Genomic DNA, 16339 nt, shown 5'->3' with positions numbered 1-16339 from the left:
TTTCCTTGGAATGGCACTTAACCTTGAGCGGGTTTGGCGGATTTTTCCGATTCGTCATCGAACCGGCGAGATATCGCCAATCCGAAAAAACGGAAAATTTTAACCCGTAACGCCTTGTGTTTTATACTTTCCGGCCATTTTTCATACTATGAACCTGATGGAGCGAATGGCATGATCAAAGACAAAACAATCCATCAATTTTTGGACGACTTGGCCAGCAAGTCGGCAACTCCCGGTGGCGGCAGCGCAGCGGCCATTATGGGAGCTATGGGCGCCGCTTTGGTGAGCATGGTTTGTAATCTCACCATAGGAAAAAAAAATTATGAGGCCGTCGAACCAGAGATGAAAGAGCTGCTGACGAAAGCGGAAAGCTTGCGTGCGCAGCTGATGGACATGGTTAGAGCCGATGTCGAAGTATTTGATAAGGTCATGGGCGCCTACGGTTTACCAAAAGAAACGCAAGAACAGAAGACCGCCAGAAGCCAGCAGATACAATCGGCTTTGCAGGAGGCGACCGATGTACCGATCGCGTGCGCGAAAGCCTGTGCCGAAGTGATCAGGTTGAGCAAAATCGTAGCGGAAAAAGGGAATCGAAACGTAGTCAGTGATGCCGGCGTTGCCGTCGTGGCAGGTTACGCTGCGCTGAAAAGCGCCGCGCTAAATGTTTATGTGAACGCCGGTGCTATAAAGGATGAAAAATTCGTATCTTCCCGCTTAGCCGAATTGAACGGGATTTTGAGCGGAATGGATCTCCTGAATGAGGAAATTTTCCAGACCGTCAAGAGCAAGCTGTAAAGCAAGCGCTTGTTATCATTGACGCCAGAGGTATGCAGCATACCGATTGACGATCTGTAACGACATGGGTATTATTGTGAGTCTTGATGGTTAGCCGAACGGCTTCTCGTTAAAGAAGGTCGTCCGGGGTATAGCGCAGTCTGGTAGCGCGTCTGCTTTGGGAGCAGAATGTCGGGGGTTCGAATCCCTCTACCCCGACCAAGCGCTTGTAGCTCAGCCGGATAGAGCATCGGCCTTCTAAGCCGAGGGTCGCAGGTTCGAGTCCTGCCAAGCGCGCCATCTATTTGTAATTTTCCGACGGTGGCCGTAGCTCAGTTGGTAGAGCCCCGGATTGTGATTCCGGTTGTCGTGGGTTCGAGCCCCATCGGTCACCCCACTTCTAGCTCGTCAAGCACTCCATATCGGGCCATTAGCTCAGCTGGTAGAGCAGCGGACTCTTAATCCGTTTGTCGTAGGTTCGATCCCTACATGGCCCACCAATAAAATCAAAGGCTTACGCGGTTTTATCCGGTAAGCCTTTTTTCATGGTAGACGCATGGTAGACGGTAGACGAAAAATCGAGCCCCCGGCCAAAGCCGTTTGATTCCGTCGTGGAAATAAAAAAACCGGCCTCGCTGACTGGAGTCGTGTTATCGCGCCGCCATAGGTCAAGCGCATAGAAGGACAACAGCTCGTCGAATTTCAGCTTGGACCAGATTTGTCACGATCAACGTTATAGAAACATGAACGCGAACATTCTGCCGGTTGGCTCGAACAGGAGTACACCATACCTGGCTTTTGGGGACGATAGTCGCTTCTACAACACACTTGTGTTCGCGGTCGTCATTATTCCGCGAACTCGACTTAAGCAGGTAGAAACCAGTATCGCCCGCTTAAAGGATAAATTTGATATTCCCGCACATGTTCAGTTGCATTGCAGGACTCTTTTTAGCCTGGACAAGATTAATCCAGCTAAGACGGAAGGACTATCTCACCTCTCCCTAAGAGACGTGCACGCCATCATCGGCCGTGTCGTGACAATCATGAATCAATCCGGTGTAATTCTTCGATATGCAGTAACGAATCTGCCCTCTTCTCAAGCGGCAATTGGCAAAGAACTAAGGCTCGAGAATCCGGTAGACGGATCGTACGTTACTCTTTCGGTAACGGAACAAACTGAACACTTTGCAAAAGGGATGCTGGTAGAACTTGCAAAAACCTGTTTTAGCGTTCCACCCGGTAGCTCTTACGGTCCAACAGCCTGGGAATGTGAAATTTTTTTGGCCGAAGATCCCAGCAGAATAAAGTTTATCGGCCCAAGCAAAGCCCAAGTTAGTAGTCGCTACGGCGACTTCTATTTAGATTTCGGCACCGCGAATGCGATGCCCTTCAAATTTCAGCCACTGCTACGTAAAGTTCAAGAAGCTCCGATGCTTCAGCTCGCAGATATCGCAGCCTACATGTGTAGCCACATGACTGGCGAGTCCGATACGGGGAAATTCCTTCAAAGCCAGTTAGCGCGCGTACGGTACCGTTTTCCCATGGTCAGATAGTTCCCAGCAACTCCAACCCCTAAAAAGCCGAAACCGCAAGGGCTTTCTTCTGACTATCAATCACCCAAAAAAACCGGCCAGGTTTCCCCGGCCGGGTTGCAATCAATGACCAGCCAAGCGAATCTTATCGGCGGCCCTGATCTCTATGAACGAATCGAAAAGCAGCCCACCGGCTGCCATGATGAAAGTAAAATCGTCGGGGTAGCCTACATGGTTGCTCACGCACTCCCCGAATCGCCAAAAAAACGAATCGCTCCGCGAAACGCCGTCACCAGGAACCATTGCCTTGCAGCCCGAAAATAAGATCACGGCCGCGTTGTATGACTCTATTGCGCCGCCAAGCGTGTCAAGTTTTTCGGGCATTGTGACATCAGGTTTCAAAACCGTATCTATCAAGTGTCCATGCGCCAGAATGATCAGGTTGTCTATTATTTCCGCGCGCGTCTCGGGGCCATGGTGCGCGAACGCGACGCGATCGGCTATCGCGAGCAATCCGTTCAGGTATTGAATAACGATCCCGACTCGCTCATCCTCGGTGATTTCCCAATTCTCGCCCAATTTGCGCGCTATGCTGCCATCGATCAGTACGTCAGCGCACGCCACCGCCGCGCCAAACAGATCGTTAGCAAGCGCTTCAATTTGTGCCATCAGCAAAGCCTTGTTGATGCGTTTTTTGTTGAAGAATTGACCTAGCTTTTTAAACATTTCAGTGTCCAAAATTAAACCCGGCTAGGTTCCCCCAGCCGGATTCCGCTGCTATTGGCCATTAATCAAGCCGCTCACGGCGACTTGCTGGCATACGCGTTCCTGCTGTTCGTAGCCGTGACTTAAATCCGCGATTTCCACGAACGATTTCAGCGCCGTCCTTTGTCCGAGCAACAAAGGTTTCCACAATGATGTTTCTGTATCCTTCCTTTGTGATCTCGTATTCAAACGAGACCGTGTCCGATTTGTAAGCCCATTGCTGACCTCCAAGTGCAAGGAAACTGTATTTCTCGCCGTCAATGATCAGAACGTGCGAGTGTAATGCGCTTGTGTTTCCACCTTTACTTGGCGGACGATACGGCTCTTTTTGGTATTTCTTGTAATGCTCAACGCGTTTGTTCTCAATCCTTCCTCGCAACATAGCGTCGTCATGAGAATTGTCTAAATCCACGATTTCCCCTTTGTACTTCACTTCGATAGTTTCGCCACGAATCGGCATTGGTCGATCAGAAGCCCGGCCCGTTCAACTCTCAGCCGCACGTCATTCAGGATCAGGTAAGCGCCGGTCGATCCGGGCTCCTTGGCGATCGATTCGCAGCCTAGCGCGACTTGAATAGTTTCCAGGATATGCCCGGCTTGCTCCAGGAGCTCGCGGGCGTCGGTCAGGTTCTGCCGTTCCATACGTGCACCCTTATCCGCCGACGACCGGAGAGACCGGCCCACGTTCCAGCGTTTCCCGAACGCACGCAAGGTCGTTCCCGATCGACTCGGACCAATACAGAACCTGATCGGCCAGTCCCTGAACCGTCGGATCGTCCGACAAACGGCGAATGCTGCGGGCCAGCGCCATCAGGTGACCGCATTCGATTTCGCTGATCCCGATCACCTCAATCATCTGCTCGCGGTCCATGAATGCCGCGCGGTTTTGTCCGTGAATAGCCATGACTGTGCCTCCTCACCTGTATTGCCGCGAAACCTGCACGACCGTCGCTAGACGGTCCATTCCAGGCGCCCACGTTGCCAGCTTAAAGCCGGCCGGGTTTTCGGCGCGAACGGCGACGATGTCGACCTCGTCGGGCGGAACGTCGTCGAGTAACACATAATCGCCCCGCCTGATACGGGGGGCGAACTCGTCGGTCTCGACACGCCAGAATCGGGCGGTCAGGTCGGTCGAGGTGTTATGATGCTGATTAGCCATGATTGCAACCTCCTGTGTAGGTTTGCGGTTGTGGTTAGGGTCGGCGTGGTGTGGCTGCACCATGTCGGCCCGCTCTTGTAATGCAATGTGTTACCATTGGCGTTAATTACCGTATCAGAGAGTAACGCTAATGGCAATACAAGAAAAACGACTGAAAACCGAATCCATCAACGTCCGGGTGAAACCGGAAATCAAAAGACTCGCCGAGGAATTGGCGGAACGTGAAAATCGGACTCTATCCAACTGGGTCGAGTCGCTGATTCTGCGCGAAGCGGAAAAGGCGGGGATCCGGCCCAAGCGCGGCCCCGGAAGCACACGATGACGTTTTTTTATCCTGCCGATGGCTTCCAGTCGTGCCCACTCTGCGGCGGAAAGGTTCCGGCCAGTTCCCGCTATCCTCGCGCCCTATGCGTCCAATGCGCCAGCGAAGCCACGGACGAGAACGGCCGCCGGCTAACCTTCGGTAATGTTGACGCGACTGGCGGGCTCCAGGTGCGCTACGCAGACACCGGCGAGACTCGGAATCGACCGTTTTGCTATGTCAGGGGCGTTAAATGCCTCGCGGAAGAGGGGCGTTTTGGAGGGTATGTGATTCAGCCGATTGAAACCCATTTCAAACTCTCGCCGGGTTGCTGGTACGGATGGGAAATGTCGCCCGGCTACCTCGACGACGGAAAGCCCTACTGCTCGCCGATTCTCATGCGGTCGGTACGCCGGGTCGGGCGTCGATCGGATCGGTTGGTCGTGCGGTTCTGGAACGTGCTCTATGCCGAAGGGGTTCAGGATTTCGAAAAACGGCTGCACGTGCTCGAACGGGCTGCCGACCATCTAACCGCCGCGATTGATCCCGGATGCGGCCCGGATCGCCGCGCCACCATCAGGGAAATATCGTTTGAATGGATAGAACGGCAATGCCCGAACATCCTGCGGTCGTTCCCGGTGTCCCGCTGCTCGCCGGCCGCTCAAGGGTCGGTCTCGGCCTATCTCGCCGAAGTGTTTCTCTGCTCAGGATCGCCCGGATAACCGGGCAATCATCCGATCGATCTCCCGAACCATCGCCGTGCTGGTCCGCTCGACCTCGCTCCCGGCTGGATTGCGCCGCCAGGGTTTCGGGTCGGCCGGTTCTTGCGCTTGCGGGGCGGCCACGGGCTCGTTTTCGACCGGGGTCGGTAGGATAGTACCGGGTTCCGGCGTTTCGTGCTCCAGCGCCGCCCGGTGCTCGCCTGTCGCGGGCTCCGAGTCGCTGGGCAGCAGCGGGTTTTCGGCGAACGGCGAGACATAGCCGCCGGGGTCACGCTCGAACCGCCGCAACTCCCGCGCCGCCCGTTGCATGAACGCCTGTTCCGTCTCGCCGGCCTTCCGGTGCAACTCCAGCGCCGTCGGCGATCCGAGCAGCCGGCCGTGTATCCGGTAGCATTCCGGCCGATCCTCGAACCGGCCCACGATGCGCCGAACGATCAGCCGCGCGGGGTGCCGGCCGGCTTCGCTCTCTAGTCGTGCAATGCGCTTCTCAAGGGTCATTTCGGTTCCTCTCCAGTTCCAGCGCCTCGACACGCCGCTCCAGGTCGCCGACCTCGATCAGCTTGCCGAGGGTAGCCAGGGTATAAGTCATTTTCGCTCCGTCGCTCGGATCGAGCCGCCCGTTGCGCATATCCCGGTACAGCCGCGCCATTTCCCGTTGAACGTCCCGCAGCGTCGCCAATTTGATCCGGCGTTGCCGGAGACGGGGAGGGTTCGCCGGCAAATACTCCTGTCGCGGGTCGTCGGGCGGCGTTGATTGGCTCATAACGCGCGGTTTAGGCGGCCTTTACGTCAGACTTTGAGCCCCTTTTTGCGCCATTGGGCAAGCATCGGTTCGGGGTCGATCGGCAGCTTCAGCAGCGTCGCCTTATCGATCAGCGGCCGGCCGTTGAATCCTGGGAGGCTGAGGAATCCGTAAATCGGGGTCGTCTGGTGCCGGTTCTGCGACTGAATTCGGCTGATTTGCATGAATCGTGCGTAGGCGTCGATCAGGTCGTTCGCGGCCTTGACGTAATCGAGTTGGGCGCGCTGTTCCTGTAGGGTAACGAAGCAGCGGAAGGTTTCCCGGAATTCGGCCTCGGCTGCCGCAAGCTTGTCGTCGGCCGCCGCAAGCTTGCGGGCGAGCCCTTCGTTCCGGATTCGGTCCCGCTCGGCCGTTTTTCGAGCCTCCGAGATTTCGGACTCAAGCCGGTCGATGTTTTCGACCAAAGCGGTCAGATACTCGGCGCCCACCGGCGTTCCTGCGGCCTCGTCGGCCAGGATGTCACCGTACTGCCGTTTGAGCGCGGCGAGTTCCGATTCGCGGGCGGACAGGTCGATTCCGGCTTGCTGCCCGATCAGGGCGGCCAATCGATCCCGCTCGGCCTGCGCCTCGTCGCGCGCCTGTTGAGCCCGCAAAATATCGTCAAGGGTCGTGTCCGGAACCGTTTTCATATCGCCCTCGATGGCGAGAATTTCCGAATTCAGGCGGGAAACCGCAGCCTCGGCTTCGGCTGCGCCCTCGGTCGCTTTCCGGAACGCAGCTTTAATGCGCTCGTGTTCGGCGGTGAGCTCGTCGTCCGGGTATTCGCAGGCATTCTCAAGGTTCTGGATTTTCCGCTCCAGGGCGTCCAGCCGGCGGCCGAGTTCCATTTCCTCCCGGCGTAGCTGTTCGGCCCGGTCCGTGGCCTCAACGTAGGCGCGACGGGTCTCGTCGAGCCTGGTTCTGATTTCGTGACGGATTGATACGCGATTGGTGACGGCGTTCATGGGTCGTGTTTCTCCGTGGGTCTGGTGAATGAATCGTGGATCAGCCGGCGACGGCGTTGCGGATCAGACAGCCGAGTTCGGGGGAAACGAGGAATTCCTCGACGTACTCGCCGACGCGAATCACATGCGAGCCGCGGACGCCTCGGTTCGGGTCCTCGTAGCTGAACGCGAAGCGCTCGCCCCATGCGGCCGTTGCACCCCAGCGGTTCGGGTTTCCGGGCTGGCCCATGTAGAGAAACGCCGCATGCGGTCCCCATAACCGGGTCAAGCTCGCCGCTTTGCCCTTCTTCGCCGAGTTGTGCCAAGCATCGCCGACGAAAATTTTGTCGATTTCCAGAACCTGCGCCACGTCGTCGGGGCCTACAACTCCCGCATTGGCGTCCACCCAATAAACGCCTTCGACGATCTTCGGGTGCAATTTGAGCTTGGTCCAGGTTCGCCGGCCGAGGACGGCGATATTCGGCCGCATGATGCAAGTGTCCAGGGCGTCCATGATGGCTTTAATCGGGTCGCTTGCCGGGTCGTTCCATTGGGCTGAACCGGCGAGCGTCTGAACGTTGCCGGCCGGGTAGCTGATACTGCTGAACACCAGATTCGCAACGCGCCGCTCCCGGTCCAGCAAAATCAAATCCGTCGTGTCCCTGGTCGCTTTCCGCTTCATTTCGTCCGGGTCCGGTGCGTTCGCCAAGTCATGCCAGGGAAGGACGTGCTCCAGCCCGGCGCCGTGCACCGCGTCCAGGATTTCGCCGGCCGTGAACGAAACTTCGTTCGGCTTACTCTTACGCCCGACGCGGGTCTCCAGCCGCGCCAGCAACTCGGCCGCGTTCGCCGTCAAATATTTGAACTCCATGCTGGCGACGGGAATCCGCGGTAGAACCTCGTCGGCGATGAACCGATCATTGCGGTATTCCCGCGCGACTTTCGTCAACTCGGGGCTGATCGGATACGGGGCATCGGCGAAGTCGAGGGTGCCGGCGCCGGTTTCCTCGTAATTGGACGTGAATTCAAAGGTCTGCATGGTGGTTACCTCGCGGGTCAAATCAGAAGGGAATGGCGTCGTCGAATTCGGGCACGGCCTGCCGCGTTGAGCCGTTTTGATGCTCTTTCGGCTTGTTCGTGTCGCCCCGCCGTTTGCGTGCGTCGTAGGCGGTCAGAATGCCCGTTGCGGTGACGTTCAGCCCCTGGCGCGTCTCGCCGTCGCGGTCCCACGTCGTGAGCTTCGCCGGCCCAGCAACGAAAACGGAATCCCCCGCTTTCAGCCGGCCCAACCGCTCGGCCTGGTCGCCGAACGCGATGACGGAAACAAGTTGCCGATCGTCCGCGCCCTCGACGGCTGCGGAAATCATCGCGGTGGTAAATGCTTTACCGGATTGCCCGGTTCGGCGTTGCGGGTCGCGTAGCAGTCGGCCCGCGATTAGAACATCGATCATTGGGGTAGCCTCTCATCTGTCGAACAAAGTCGTCCGGTATCAGGCTCACCTCGTCGTTCTCCGATCCGTCGGTTCGTGTTATCGTTTTGCTCGGCAGGTAGTAGCCGAAAATCATCTGTCGCCCCCGCTCCGTCGGGGGTTTTTCGTGTCCAAAGTCTACCATCCGTCTACCGTCTGCCGCCGTCCGTGGCAAAGCCCCCGTTGCTCGGGCGTTTCAGGGTAGCCGACAATGGATTCGGAATCCCTTTTCGCTCCGGCCCGGCCCACTGCGCCGGTACTGCCCTGGCGCAGTTCATTGCGCGATTGCGCGGGCGGTGCGCCGGCCCGCTCAAACTCTCCGCACGCGTGCCTGTCCATACTCCACCAAAGCCCGCCCGCGCCGGGTGCTTGAATGCCCGCCGCGCAGTCGGTCAAAACCGGGTGCTCGGTCGTGACCTTGTGCCGGCAATCGGCGCAATGGATCGCCCCGGCGTCGCCTTCATCGGCCGGTTCGTTCGGCCGCCACGTTCCGGGTTCCAGCCACACATAGCCGCCGTCCTCCGTCCGCGACAATCGCCAGCCCGAACGAATCCGTTCGTAATACTCGCCGCCGGGTGCCCAAGGGTTCGCCAAAAGCGCCACCAGTTCGGTCTTGTGCGCTTTGAGTTCGCCCAGCAGGTCGGCCGGTATCTGGTCGGGCTCGACGCCAACGTGTAGGCGGTCGCCATTCGCGGATAGCGGAATACCCGACTCCCGGCAGCGTGAAAGGATCGTTGCCGGCGTCATAGGTCGAATCCTCCCGCGACTTCGTTGTCGGTGTCCTTCTCCGTTTCATACCAGCTTCCCGAAATTCCCGCTTTCGGGAAGTTTCGGGAATCCCATTTTCCCGTTTTCCCGTTTCCCCCTTTAGGGGGAACGGGAACGGGAATGGGAACGGGAAACGAAAGGGTATCGTCATAACAGGTCACCAAACCGGCGTTAATCATCGCGGTGAGCGCTTGCCTGATTCGTTCGGGTTTGCGTTTTTCGTCGCAAACCAAACGACCGCGTACACCCTCGATGAGCTCGCTTGTCGGAATAGACGGACGGTCTTTGAGTACGTCGTGCAGGTAATCCCAAACGATCTTTTGGTTTCCGCCAGTCGGAGCCTTTGGTTTTTTGTCCCGGTCGGGAATGTCGTCCAAGAGTTCGACGGTGCAGGATGTTATGGGGTCGCCGTCCTCATCAAATCCAAGCTCGTGGACCTTGAGCCTAAACGCATGGCTAAGCCCGTCCTGCCCGTCCTTTGATTTCGTAAGCGTCCATTTCCTAGTCTCGCCGTCGCTCGATACTTCGATGGCCGCATCCAGCGCCGCGAGCAGGCTGGAATGGCCTCTCAGCCCCCTGGTGCCGTCTTTTCCTGTGTGGTGGACGATAACGACAAGCCCATCAGTTTCGGCCTGTAGGCGCTTACAGGATTCGATAATGAGCCCCATGTCCACGGAGCTATTCTCGTCCGCGCCGGGTGCCGCTCGATTCAACGTGTCGACAAAAATTGTCGGGCGATCCATGCCCGCGTCCCTGAGCGCCGCGATTAGGCCGACGATATCGGTCGACAGTAAATTTACGGACTGAAAAATCAATCGCATGTTCGCCAATGACGTCCCGCCGTATTCTGTCCGATAAGCCGCGATCCGATTGCGCGCGCCCGCTTCGCCCTCAAGGAATAGATAGACGACCGGACCACGCCGGACGCGATACCCGAACCAGTCATCTCGCCCGGCGATTGCGCCCGCCATGTCGAACGCCAGAAACGACTTACCAGAGCCGGGAGGCCCGAAAAAAGCGACAAACCCGTTTTCGGGAAAAGTGGATTTGACGCGGTAGTGTTGTGCCGGCAGCGCCGCCAAATCATCCACGCTCAGTAGCGTGTAGGTCTTGATGTCCGTCGCCAGCCTGGACAGGTCGGCTAGCTCGATCCGCTCGCCCGGGGGAGTCAGTGCATCCGCCATACTGCCCCCCCGTCATCGCGCCGTAATATCTCGATCCGCGCCGCCAGTCGGACGACTACATGCGCCGCGCCCGCTGCCAGCACCAAGCCGGCCAAGTGCAACAGGCTGATATCGCTTTCCGACGTTCCAGCCGATACGATGGCCACGTCCAAACCCCGGCAAAAAGTCCAATCGTAGCCGCTCGGGTTGCGCTCGAATGGCAGGCAAACGAACAGGGTCGGCGGATCGCCGTACTTGGCTTCTAGCTCGAAGCGCCGCGCCGCTTCGTCCATCGCGGCCGATCCGGTCAAAATCGACAGCGTTTCTCGAGTTCGCCGGAGCGCAACCACGCGCCGGCCATACGGCGGAAGCTTCGGACCAGCGGGGAAGGGAATAACTATGCGTTCGGCGTTATAATGGCTCTGCTCCGAAAAGCATCGCCCCCGGCCGTTCCCTTTTAGCGTGGCCTGTTCGTGATGACCCCGAGCGCTCGGGGGCGCCCCATCCGAGCCGCCTTGAAACGCAGGGCGCAACTCTCCTGGCCGCCCGTCGCGGTTGTCGAAATCCATACCATGCCACCCCCTTACGCCCGGTCGGACGTAGAAGCGCGGATGCTCCGCTGCACGTGCTCCACAACAACACGCTTCACGTACCGGACGTGTCGGCCGTGCTTGATGTACGGCAAGCCCGAGCCGGCCCATCGGTCGCGCTCAAGCTTCGCTTCGGAACAGTTGAGGAACGCCGCAACCTGGTCTGTGGTGACCAATGCGTCGTCGTGCGATTCCGCGAATTCGCGGGCGAGTTCGATCCGAGATTTTTTGGGGGGAGTAACTCGCTTGCTGGTTACTCGATCATGAACGGTTGAAGATTCTGCGGTGCTAGAAGTCGCCATGTCTTTAAACAACCTCGTTCGGCTTTGTTCAAAACACGGCTAGCTTTATCGATCAGGCGGGGCGAGTCACGGAAAGTAAAAAAGAATTTTATTTTCCGAGTTCAAGCTTGTGCATTGCGGCCAGCTTCCAGTAGTCCCGATGGATTAGATTGTTAGCGGCTTTCAAATACTTATTGATCGTTTGCGGATCATTGATCCTCAGCCCGTCGGCAATCTCAGCCGCCCCTTTGTTTTCCTGCCGCGCATCGAAAGCACGTAGGTACAGTGGATATTTAGAGCGGTGATTCTTTCTGTGCTTGAAGCCGCGTATCAGCCCTTTTGTCTCGATGATTGTCTTGATGTTCTCGAACTGTGTTTCAAGCGGAAGGTCAAGGTCGATCGTGATGACAATCTCGCGGTCCGTTTCCGGCGTCAGTCCGGTTTTTATTCCGCAGTGCTCGTACACCTTGGAAATGTCGTACGTGAGCATCTTAGTCAAGTCAGTGTCAAACACCGGGGTGTTTGGCGGAAGACTTCGATATGGGTTGGGGACAGCAAGCAAAAGCTTTGAAAGGCGATAGCGTTCGGAAAAATATTCTCGTGGCGTTCCAATTCGCTTGCCACCTCGTAATGCAAACTGAGTGACTGATTCGCCCGGCATAGCGGCCGGTTCACACTTGCAGAACCGGGAGATAATCCCGTCAGGCAGTAAACCATCCCCTAGAGACTCCCTTGGCAGGCGGGCGTACTCGTCGTAATCCCGCCGATAGGATGGGTTTCGCCTGAAAAACTCCCACGCCCATTGATATAAGGACGTGGTGTCGGCGTCAGGGTAATCGGCCGGATTTTTCCAGTCTGGATTGTCGTTCTTCATCCACCACCTCACGGCAGTGTTTCAAGATGGTTGCCGCTCCAGCCGGCCAGGGTGATAGGATGAACAGTAACCATGATTCACCTCCGTGGTAGGTGGTTGTGGTCAGGGGCGCCCGAGTGTGCCCGCACTCTGGTGCCCCGCTAAATCGTCCGCGACCTCCCGGCGATCCTCTCGCCGGTTAGGGATTCACAAGAAAGGGTTAACGACCGTCAAACGGCCGTCGAATACCTGCCCATGCTGCAAGTCCTCTGAATACAGGGTATCGCAGTTCGCCAATAGCGCCGCCGCCACGATCAGACTGTCCCAATGGGAAAGCGGATAACGCCTCACCAATCGGAACGCCTCCCGTAAAGTCGCCGTTTCGACCGGAACCACTTCACATAGATCGAGCAGGCTTTCGGCGATGTCATGAGCTTCCGCTAGGGTGAAACCATATTTTCGAGTCAAGACGCTGACGGTCTCGTTGATCACCTGGACACTGATTACCGGACGGTCCTCGATAATCGAGATCGCCCGCGTGGTCTTCTCGCCGTTCTCCGATTCCGCATAAATGAACAGATTGGTATCAGCGAAGACTCGGGCGGTCATAGCACGCTTCCCGGTCAAATTTCTCCGCTTTGAATCGCCCGCGGTATTTCGCCAGGGTAGACAGCGCTTTTTCCCGGCGCGCCTTGTCTTCGATCTCTTGCTTGGTTTTCAAGCTTTCCGCAAAGCTCAAGACCTCGGCCGCTTGCTGCTCGGGCAGGGCCTTGACGGTTTCGTAAATCTTTTCAGCGATGCTCATACGGTCACCTCCCGTTTCAGTTCGACAATCTCAGCCGTGGGTTTCAGTCCAGCCGCCTTTAAAACAAAGTCCTCGATCTTCTGCATCGGCGCCCGCAGCCGCTCGGCCGTGACGATCACATAGCCGGCCGTCACGTCCGCCCCCGACTTATGGTTCATCAGGGCTTTCAAGGCATAGGCGGGAATGTCCAGCGAATCGGCAATGGTTGCGAACGTCCGCCGTAGATCGTGCGGGGTAAAGCGAACGCCGGATGCTTTCTCAATCGCGGCCAGGGCGTAGCGGAAATTCGAGATACGCCGGCCAGCGGAATCGGAAAAGACAAACGGGGATTCGGCTTCTTCCTTCCTCGCATCAGCCGCAGCCTTGCGCCGGGTCATGATCGCGGACAGGTAGTCACCCATAGGCAGGGTATGATCCCGCCGGTTCTTGGGGTCCAACACGGTAAGCGTGCGGGCTTTCAGGTCGATTTCGGACCATTTGAGGCTCAAGGCTTCTTCCCGCCGCAGTCCGGTCAGAATCAGAACCTGGAAATAGTCGCCGATATCCTTGCTCGGCAGGTTCAGAACGGCCTCAAACCAAGGTTTGATCTCGTGCGGCTTGATGACCGTCGAGCGCCGGTCAACGCGGAACCATGCGCGAGTTTCAGACAAGGCTTTCACCGGATTCTCGCCGATCAGCGGGCGGCCTTCGTCGTCTTTGTACTTGGCCCGAGCAAAATTAAGAATCGCTCGCAGATAGCGGCACCCGAGATTAGCGCGCGCCTCAGAGCGCTGCTCTCCGAATTCTTTATGTCGCTTGGCGACCATCGCCGGGGTGATTCTGGTTATTGGCTTATCCAGCCAATCGGAAAACATTTCGTCCATGGACGCACGCATGTCGCGCCGCGTTCGCTCCTTTAAATCCTTCCGGGTCTCCAAGTAATCGGCGAACGCCTCGTTCAGCGTCTTTTCTTCCAGCTTGGCGCGCCGCTTCTTGGCTACGGGATCGCCGCCGGTTGCGATATCCCCGGCCAGCTTGAGCGCCTGCTTGCGGGCTTGCTCCGGCGTGATCTCTCCGTATCGGCCTATCGTGATCCGCTTGACTCGCCGATTGATCCGCTTTTCGAGAAAGAAGGATTTCACGCCAGACGGGAAAACCTTCATGCCGAAACCCCTGATCTCGTCGTCACGGTAGAACGTGGGGTCGGTCTCGGGAATGGGTAGCCGGTCGATTACGGATTTCGTCAGTTTCATATCCCCCCCTGGAATCGTGGTAGACGCATGGTAGACAGTACGATTCAAACAGCTTCAAAGACAGTCGGATTTATTATGTCATGTAAGCGACTGATTGCAAGCATGTTTTATGTCTCTTTCAAACTTGGTAGAGCTCGGTAAAACAGCCAAAAACAGGACTCTTAATCCGTTTGTCGTAGGTTCGATCCCTACATGGCCCACCAATTAAAACAAAGGCTTGCAGTAATGCAGGCCTTTTTGTTTTCGGGTTTTCAAAAATTCCCAAAACTCATCTCTTGTCGGAATTTAACCGGGCCTCATTTTTGAAACCTCTCCGCCGTGTCCTACCGGTAATTTGGAGCATCTCCAGCTTTAGGAGCAAGGTTTTCCTGATCTATCCCAATCCAGGCATTGTTCGAAATTGCCGAGAGTCACATTCGAATTTCGATAGTACGAACTGTTGTAGGCATGCTGAATCTCCGCTAATCTCACGCTGTTAAGGTAACGGAGTTTATAGCTATGGCCCCCATGAAATGTCCCGCGTGCGACTCGGAGATTCCCGATCAAGCCAATGCTTGTCCACATTGCGGGCGGGCTTTAAAAGCAGCTCCAATACGCAGCTTGAGCGGAAAATTGCAGGCGATCGGCACCATTCTGGTTGCAGTCAGCATTCTTGCGATGATGGCCGGTACCTGGTGGGGAGCCGCGTTGCTGTTTCCTGGCGCGGCTTTTTTCATAATCGGTCGGGTGTTGTAGTCCATTCCTTTTCGACGCTCCCTTGACACACGATCGCTACGCGTCAGCCTCCATGAATAGGCGTCCAGGAACCGGTGAGTGGTCGTGAATTTTCTCAGTGGTCGGTCGAGAGCGGCATGAGAGTAATCGCTCCGAGCCATAAGCTGAGGAGCCTAAGCTCTCCAATTTACGCACACGCTTAGCTACCGCTCTCGTACGGTGATGATGACAAATTGCGCTTGACGAGCGGCATGCTCCGGAAATGCGGGCTCCGATGGTGTAATTTCAGTCGGACTATCTAAAACCCAAAACCCATCATTCAACACCTGCTTCTTCGGCCATAGCCTGACAGGCGTCAGCACAGCTTCGGCAAGTTTGCGCGCATGCCTGCATTTGGGGGTCATTCTCGAATTGCTCACAACTGTCCCCGCACTGTTCGCATGTTTCTGCGCAGACTTCGCAGGTTAACGTGTGAAGCTCTGAACCGCGGAGCATGAAGTTCGCACTGGTTTGGCAAATTTCGGCGCAATCCAGGAGGAGTCGAATATGATCGGCTTCCGCATGCGGCCCTCCTTTTTCCAGACAGTGGGTTACCGTTTCCAGGCATATAGAATGGCAATCCAGACACTGCTCGATACATGCTTGCATGGAGCCAGTTGAAGATGCTTCTTGAGTCAGCATATCGGCACCTCTCAAACTTCGAGTTAACGGTGTAGTTCAAAATAGGATGCTGCCATGAGATTCACTTTTGAATAGGTAAGAGTACGCAAGCTGCCGTCTCGGTCTTCAAATGGTCAAAAGACACGCCTTAAAGCCTGAACTAGCGATTTTTCGAAGGCTCTAATTGACAACATAAGCTTTTCTCGGACTGGCAGTACGAAATGAAAAATACCGCGCTGCCGCCTTTCAGAGAGGCAATATTTTATGTCCGAGGATAAGTAAGGTAGCGAGTGTTTTATCCTGATATTGAAGGAGATGTGTCATGGTTCAGACTTTCGCGAAAGTGTTTGGCATTGTGTACCTGATAATCGGTATTCTTGGCTTTATCCCGGGCCTTGTACAGCCGATAGTAGGAGGTCCTCCATTGGCCATAGAAGCTGGCTACGGCAGATTGTTTGGCCTCTTTCCGGTTAATCTGATTCACAACTTGGTACATATCGGCGTTGGAGTCTGGGGTATTCTTGCCGCCCGGAGTATTCCTAGGGCCGTGACCTTCGCGCGAGCCAATGCGATCCTCTTCGGTGTGTTATTCCTGTTGGGGATTATTCCGGCAACGAACACACTGTTCGGGTTGGCTCCAATATACGGTATCGACGCCTGGTTGCACCTATTGAGCGCAGCGGTAGCCGCGTATTTTGGATTTGCCGGTGCAGCACGGGTACATGCTTGGCATACGTGAAGCTTGGATAGTGAATCGTAACGGGCAATCACTGAACGAGCGGTCGCGAAATGGAATCGCGACCGCTCGTAATTTGCATCTTTATAC

At 56.4% G+C, this 16339-nt stretch carries 25 protein-coding genes and 4 tRNA genes; 9 read left to right on the top strand and 20 right to left on the bottom strand.

All coding sequences use genetic code 11. The annotated features are described in order from the left end of the window. The first annotated feature begins 171 nt into the window (after positions 1 to 171). From fchA to B2A78_RS08255, 6 genes are all read left to right on the top strand, one after another. On the top strand, positions 172 to 795 hold the full coding sequence (gene fchA / locus B2A78_RS08280) for a methenyltetrahydrofolate cyclohydrolase (RefSeq protein ID WP_077729636.1): 624 nt from the start codon (positions 172 to 174) through the stop codon (positions 793 to 795). 124 nt (positions 796 to 919) lie between these two features. Continuing rightward, positions 920 to 996, top strand: a tRNA-Pro gene (locus B2A78_RS08275). 1 nt (position 997) lies between these two features. After that, a tRNA-Arg gene (locus tag B2A78_RS08270) sits at positions 998 to 1074 on the top strand. A 21-nt stretch (positions 1075 to 1095) separates the two neighbouring features. Then, positions 1096 to 1171, top strand: a tRNA-His gene (locus B2A78_RS08265). A 27-nt stretch (positions 1172 to 1198) separates the two neighbouring features. Further along, a tRNA-Lys gene (locus tag B2A78_RS08260) sits at positions 1199 to 1274 on the top strand. Between the two features lie 243 nt (positions 1275 to 1517). Beyond that, positions 1518 to 2327, top strand: coding sequence for a hypothetical protein (locus tag B2A78_RS08255; protein WP_077729514.1), 810 nt, complete (start codon positions 1518 to 1520; stop codon positions 2325 to 2327). A gap of 102 nt (positions 2328 to 2429) precedes the next feature. On the opposite strand, the gene B2A78_RS08250 is transcribed toward B2A78_RS08255, so the two are convergent. The 5 genes from B2A78_RS08250 to B2A78_RS08230 form a co-directional block, all read right to left on the bottom strand. Continuing rightward, positions 2430 to 3032, bottom strand: coding sequence for a hypothetical protein (locus B2A78_RS08250; protein WP_077729513.1), 603 nt, complete (start codon positions 3030 to 3032; stop codon positions 2430 to 2432). A 61-nt stretch (positions 3033 to 3093) separates the two neighbouring features. Then, complete coding sequence (locus B2A78_RS08245; RefSeq protein ID WP_205780709.1) at positions 3094 to 3531, bottom strand: hypothetical protein; 438 nt, start codon at positions 3529 to 3531, stop codon at positions 3094 to 3096. Further along, positions 3501 to 3713 carry a hypothetical protein gene (locus B2A78_RS08240; protein WP_077729512.1) on the bottom strand — a complete coding sequence of 71 codons (213 nt, stop codon included), beginning with the start codon at positions 3711 to 3713 and terminating at the stop codon, positions 3501 to 3503. Before B2A78_RS08240 ends, B2A78_RS08245 begins: the two co-directional genes overlap by 31 nt. A gap of 10 nt (positions 3714 to 3723) precedes the next feature. After that, positions 3724 to 3975, bottom strand: a complete 252-nt coding sequence (locus tag B2A78_RS08235; protein WP_077729511.1) for a hypothetical protein — start codon at positions 3973 to 3975, stop codon at positions 3724 to 3726. Positions 3976 to 3987: 12 nt separating this feature from the next. Then, positions 3988 to 4230: a hypothetical protein gene (locus B2A78_RS08230; protein WP_077729510.1), complete on the bottom strand. Its 243-nt coding sequence runs from the start codon at positions 4228 to 4230 to the stop codon at positions 3988 to 3990. A 130-nt stretch (positions 4231 to 4360) separates the two neighbouring features. Here B2A78_RS08230 and B2A78_RS08225 point away from each other — a divergent pair, with 130 nt between their 5' ends. Both B2A78_RS08225 and B2A78_RS08220 read left to right on the top strand, forming a co-directional pair. Next, positions 4361 to 4552 (top strand): DUF1778 domain-containing protein, encoded by a 192-nt coding sequence (locus B2A78_RS08225; RefSeq protein WP_036268985.1) that lies wholly within the window; start codon positions 4361 to 4363, stop codon positions 4550 to 4552. Next, a complete protein-coding gene (locus tag B2A78_RS08220) occupies positions 4549 to 5253 on the top strand; it encodes a hypothetical protein (RefSeq protein WP_077729509.1) in 705 nt (234 codons plus the stop codon). The genes B2A78_RS08225 and B2A78_RS08220 overlap by 4 nt, the downstream gene beginning before the upstream one ends. Here the strand turns inward: B2A78_RS08220 and B2A78_RS08215 are convergent. The 15 genes from B2A78_RS08215 to B2A78_RS26865 form a co-directional block, all read right to left on the bottom strand. Beyond that, on the bottom strand, positions 5236 to 5751 hold the full coding sequence (locus B2A78_RS08215; RefSeq protein ID WP_077729508.1) for a hypothetical protein: 516 nt from the start codon (positions 5749 to 5751) through the stop codon (positions 5236 to 5238). The two genes, B2A78_RS08220 and B2A78_RS08215, sit on opposite strands and share 18 nt — an antisense overlap. Next, positions 5741 to 6016, bottom strand: a complete 276-nt coding sequence (locus B2A78_RS08210; RefSeq protein WP_077729507.1) for a hypothetical protein — start codon at positions 6014 to 6016, stop codon at positions 5741 to 5743. Before B2A78_RS08210 ends, B2A78_RS08215 begins: the two co-directional genes overlap by 11 nt. A gap of 26 nt (positions 6017 to 6042) precedes the next feature. Beyond that, on the bottom strand, positions 6043 to 6999 hold the full coding sequence (locus tag B2A78_RS08205; RefSeq protein ID WP_077729506.1) for a hypothetical protein: 957 nt from the start codon (positions 6997 to 6999) through the stop codon (positions 6043 to 6045). Positions 7000 to 7039: 40 nt separating this feature from the next. Next, a complete protein-coding gene (locus B2A78_RS08200) occupies positions 7040 to 8017 on the bottom strand; it encodes a phage capsid protein (RefSeq protein ID WP_143735109.1) in 978 nt (325 codons plus the stop codon). Positions 8018 to 8039: 22 nt separating this feature from the next. Next, positions 8040 to 8429 (bottom strand): single-stranded DNA-binding protein, encoded by a 390-nt coding sequence (locus B2A78_RS08195; protein WP_077729504.1) that lies wholly within the window; start codon positions 8427 to 8429, stop codon positions 8040 to 8042. 156 nt (positions 8430 to 8585) lie between these two features. After that, positions 8586 to 9194 carry a hypothetical protein gene (locus B2A78_RS08190; RefSeq protein ID WP_077729503.1) on the bottom strand — a complete coding sequence of 203 codons (609 nt, stop codon included), beginning with the start codon at positions 9192 to 9194 and terminating at the stop codon, positions 8586 to 8588. Further along, entirely contained in the window at positions 9191 to 10399 is a 1209-nt protein-coding gene (locus B2A78_RS08185; protein WP_077729502.1) for an AAA family ATPase, read from the bottom strand. Before B2A78_RS08185 ends, B2A78_RS08190 begins: the two co-directional genes overlap by 4 nt. Then, positions 10384 to 10947 (bottom strand): hypothetical protein, encoded by a 564-nt coding sequence (locus tag B2A78_RS08180; RefSeq protein WP_077729501.1) that lies wholly within the window; start codon positions 10945 to 10947, stop codon positions 10384 to 10386. The genes B2A78_RS08185 and B2A78_RS08180 overlap by 16 nt, the downstream gene beginning before the upstream one ends. 14 nt (positions 10948 to 10961) lie before the next feature. After that, on the bottom strand, positions 10962 to 11270 hold the full coding sequence (locus B2A78_RS26000) for a helix-turn-helix domain-containing protein (protein WP_077729500.1): 309 nt from the start codon (positions 11268 to 11270) through the stop codon (positions 10962 to 10964). 88 nt (positions 11271 to 11358) lie between these two features. Next, entirely contained in the window at positions 11359 to 12123 is a 765-nt protein-coding gene (locus tag B2A78_RS08170; protein ID WP_077729499.1) for a DUF6499 domain-containing protein, read from the bottom strand. Between the two features lie 186 nt (positions 12124 to 12309). Further along, complete coding sequence (locus tag B2A78_RS08165; RefSeq protein ID WP_077729498.1) at positions 12310 to 12711, bottom strand: PIN domain-containing protein; 402 nt, start codon at positions 12709 to 12711, stop codon at positions 12310 to 12312. Beyond that, positions 12689 to 12907: a DUF2281 domain-containing protein gene (locus B2A78_RS08160; protein ID WP_026610782.1), complete on the bottom strand. Its 219-nt coding sequence runs from the start codon at positions 12905 to 12907 to the stop codon at positions 12689 to 12691. The genes B2A78_RS08165 and B2A78_RS08160 overlap by 23 nt, the downstream gene beginning before the upstream one ends. After that, complete coding sequence (locus B2A78_RS08155; RefSeq protein WP_077729497.1) at positions 12904 to 14139, bottom strand: tyrosine-type recombinase/integrase; 1236 nt, start codon at positions 14137 to 14139, stop codon at positions 12904 to 12906. The genes B2A78_RS08160 and B2A78_RS08155 overlap by 4 nt, the downstream gene beginning before the upstream one ends. A 542-nt stretch (positions 14140 to 14681) precedes the next feature. Continuing rightward, a complete protein-coding gene (locus B2A78_RS26550; RefSeq protein WP_240502448.1) occupies positions 14682 to 14879 on the bottom strand; it encodes a hypothetical protein in 198 nt (65 codons plus the stop codon). A gap of 289 nt (positions 14880 to 15168) precedes the next feature. Next, positions 15169 to 15348, bottom strand: coding sequence for a four-helix bundle copper-binding protein (locus tag B2A78_RS26865; RefSeq protein ID WP_276205387.1), 180 nt, complete (start codon positions 15346 to 15348; stop codon positions 15169 to 15171). A 487-nt stretch (positions 15349 to 15835) separates the two neighbouring features. On the opposite strand from B2A78_RS26865, the gene B2A78_RS08145 reads away from it, so the two are divergent. After that, entirely contained in the window at positions 15836 to 16252 is a 417-nt protein-coding gene (locus B2A78_RS08145) for a DUF4383 domain-containing protein (RefSeq protein WP_077729495.1), read from the top strand. Positions 16253 to 16339 lie beyond the last annotated feature (87 nt).

The sequence above is a fragment of the Methylocaldum sp. 14B genome (assembly GCF_002005105.1).
Taxonomy (GTDB): Bacteria; Pseudomonadota; Gammaproteobacteria; order Methylococcales; family Methylococcaceae; genus Methylocaldum.
The sequence above is the reverse complement of the archived record's forward strand: the minus strand, read 5'-3'. Positions and strand labels throughout refer to the sequence as shown.

Bases quoted from the DNA above. Each gene is read 5' to 3' on its own strand.
- B2A78_RS08190 (WP_077729503.1), bottom strand. From the start codon at position 9,194: ATGACGCCGGCAACGATCCTTTCACGCTGCCGGGAGTCGGGTATTCCG.
- B2A78_RS08245 (WP_205780709.1), bottom strand. From the start codon at position 3,531: ATGCCGATTCGTGGCGAAACTATCGAAGTGAAGTACAAAGGGGAAATC.
- B2A78_RS08160 (WP_026610782.1), bottom strand. From the start codon at position 12,907: ATGAGCATCGCTGAAAAGATTTACGAAACCGTCAAGGCCCTGCCCGAG.
- B2A78_RS08230 (WP_077729510.1), bottom strand. From the start codon at position 4,230: ATGGCTAATCAGCATCATAACACCTCGACCGACCTGACCGCCCGATTC.
- B2A78_RS08235 (WP_077729511.1), bottom strand. From the start codon at position 3,975: ATGGCTATTCACGGACAAAACCGCGCGGCATTCATGGACCGCGAGCAG.
- B2A78_RS08255 (WP_077729514.1), top strand. From the start codon at position 1,518: ATGAACGCGAACATTCTGCCGGTTGGCTCGAACAGGAGTACACCATAC.
- B2A78_RS08225 (WP_036268985.1), top strand. From the start codon at position 4,361: ATGGCAATACAAGAAAAACGACTGAAAACCGAATCCATCAACGTCCGG.
- B2A78_RS08200 (WP_143735109.1), bottom strand. From the start codon at position 8,017: ATGCAGACCTTTGAATTCACGTCCAATTACGAGGAAACCGGCGCCGGC.
- B2A78_RS08155 (WP_077729497.1), bottom strand. From the start codon at position 14,139: ATGAAACTGACGAAATCCGTAATCGACCGGCTACCCATTCCCGAGACC.
- B2A78_RS08165 (WP_077729498.1), bottom strand. From the start codon at position 12,711: ATGACCGCCCGAGTCTTCGCTGATACCAATCTGTTCATTTATGCGGAA.
- B2A78_RS08145 (WP_077729495.1), top strand. From the start codon at position 15,836: ATGGTTCAGACTTTCGCGAAAGTGTTTGGCATTGTGTACCTGATAATC.
- B2A78_RS08250 (WP_077729513.1), bottom strand. From the start codon at position 3,032: ATGTTTAAAAAGCTAGGTCAATTCTTCAACAAAAAACGCATCAACAAG.
- B2A78_RS08205 (WP_077729506.1), bottom strand. From the start codon at position 6,999: ATGAACGCCGTCACCAATCGCGTATCAATCCGTCACGAAATCAGAACC.
- B2A78_RS08215 (WP_077729508.1), bottom strand. From the start codon at position 5,751: ATGACCCTTGAGAAGCGCATTGCACGACTAGAGAGCGAAGCCGGCCGG.
- B2A78_RS08185 (WP_077729502.1), bottom strand. From the start codon at position 10,399: ATGGCGGATGCACTGACTCCCCCGGGCGAGCGGATCGAGCTAGCCGAC.
- fchA (WP_077729636.1), top strand. From the start codon at position 172: ATGATCAAAGACAAAACAATCCATCAATTTTTGGACGACTTGGCCAGC.
- B2A78_RS08180 (WP_077729501.1), bottom strand. From the start codon at position 10,947: ATGGATTTCGACAACCGCGACGGGCGGCCAGGAGAGTTGCGCCCTGCG.
- B2A78_RS26000 (WP_077729500.1), bottom strand. From the start codon at position 11,270: ATGGCGACTTCTAGCACCGCAGAATCTTCAACCGTTCATGATCGAGTA.
- B2A78_RS08195 (WP_077729504.1), bottom strand. From the start codon at position 8,429: ATGATCGATGTTCTAATCGCGGGCCGACTGCTACGCGACCCGCAACGC.
- B2A78_RS08220 (WP_077729509.1), top strand. From the start codon at position 4,549: ATGACGTTTTTTTATCCTGCCGATGGCTTCCAGTCGTGCCCACTCTGC.
- B2A78_RS08210 (WP_077729507.1), bottom strand. From the start codon at position 6,016: ATGAGCCAATCAACGCCGCCCGACGACCCGCGACAGGAGTATTTGCCG.
- B2A78_RS08170 (WP_077729499.1), bottom strand. From the start codon at position 12,123: ATGAAGAACGACAATCCAGACTGGAAAAATCCGGCCGATTACCCTGAC.
- B2A78_RS26550 (WP_240502448.1), bottom strand. From the start codon at position 14,879: ATGGACTACAACACCCGACCGATTATGAAAAAAGCCGCGCCAGGAAAC.
- B2A78_RS08240 (WP_077729512.1), bottom strand. From the start codon at position 3,713: ATGGAACGGCAGAACCTGACCGACGCCCGCGAGCTCCTGGAGCAAGCC.
- B2A78_RS26865 (WP_276205387.1), bottom strand. From the start codon at position 15,348: ATGCTCCGCGGTTCAGAGCTTCACACGTTAACCTGCGAAGTCTGCGCA.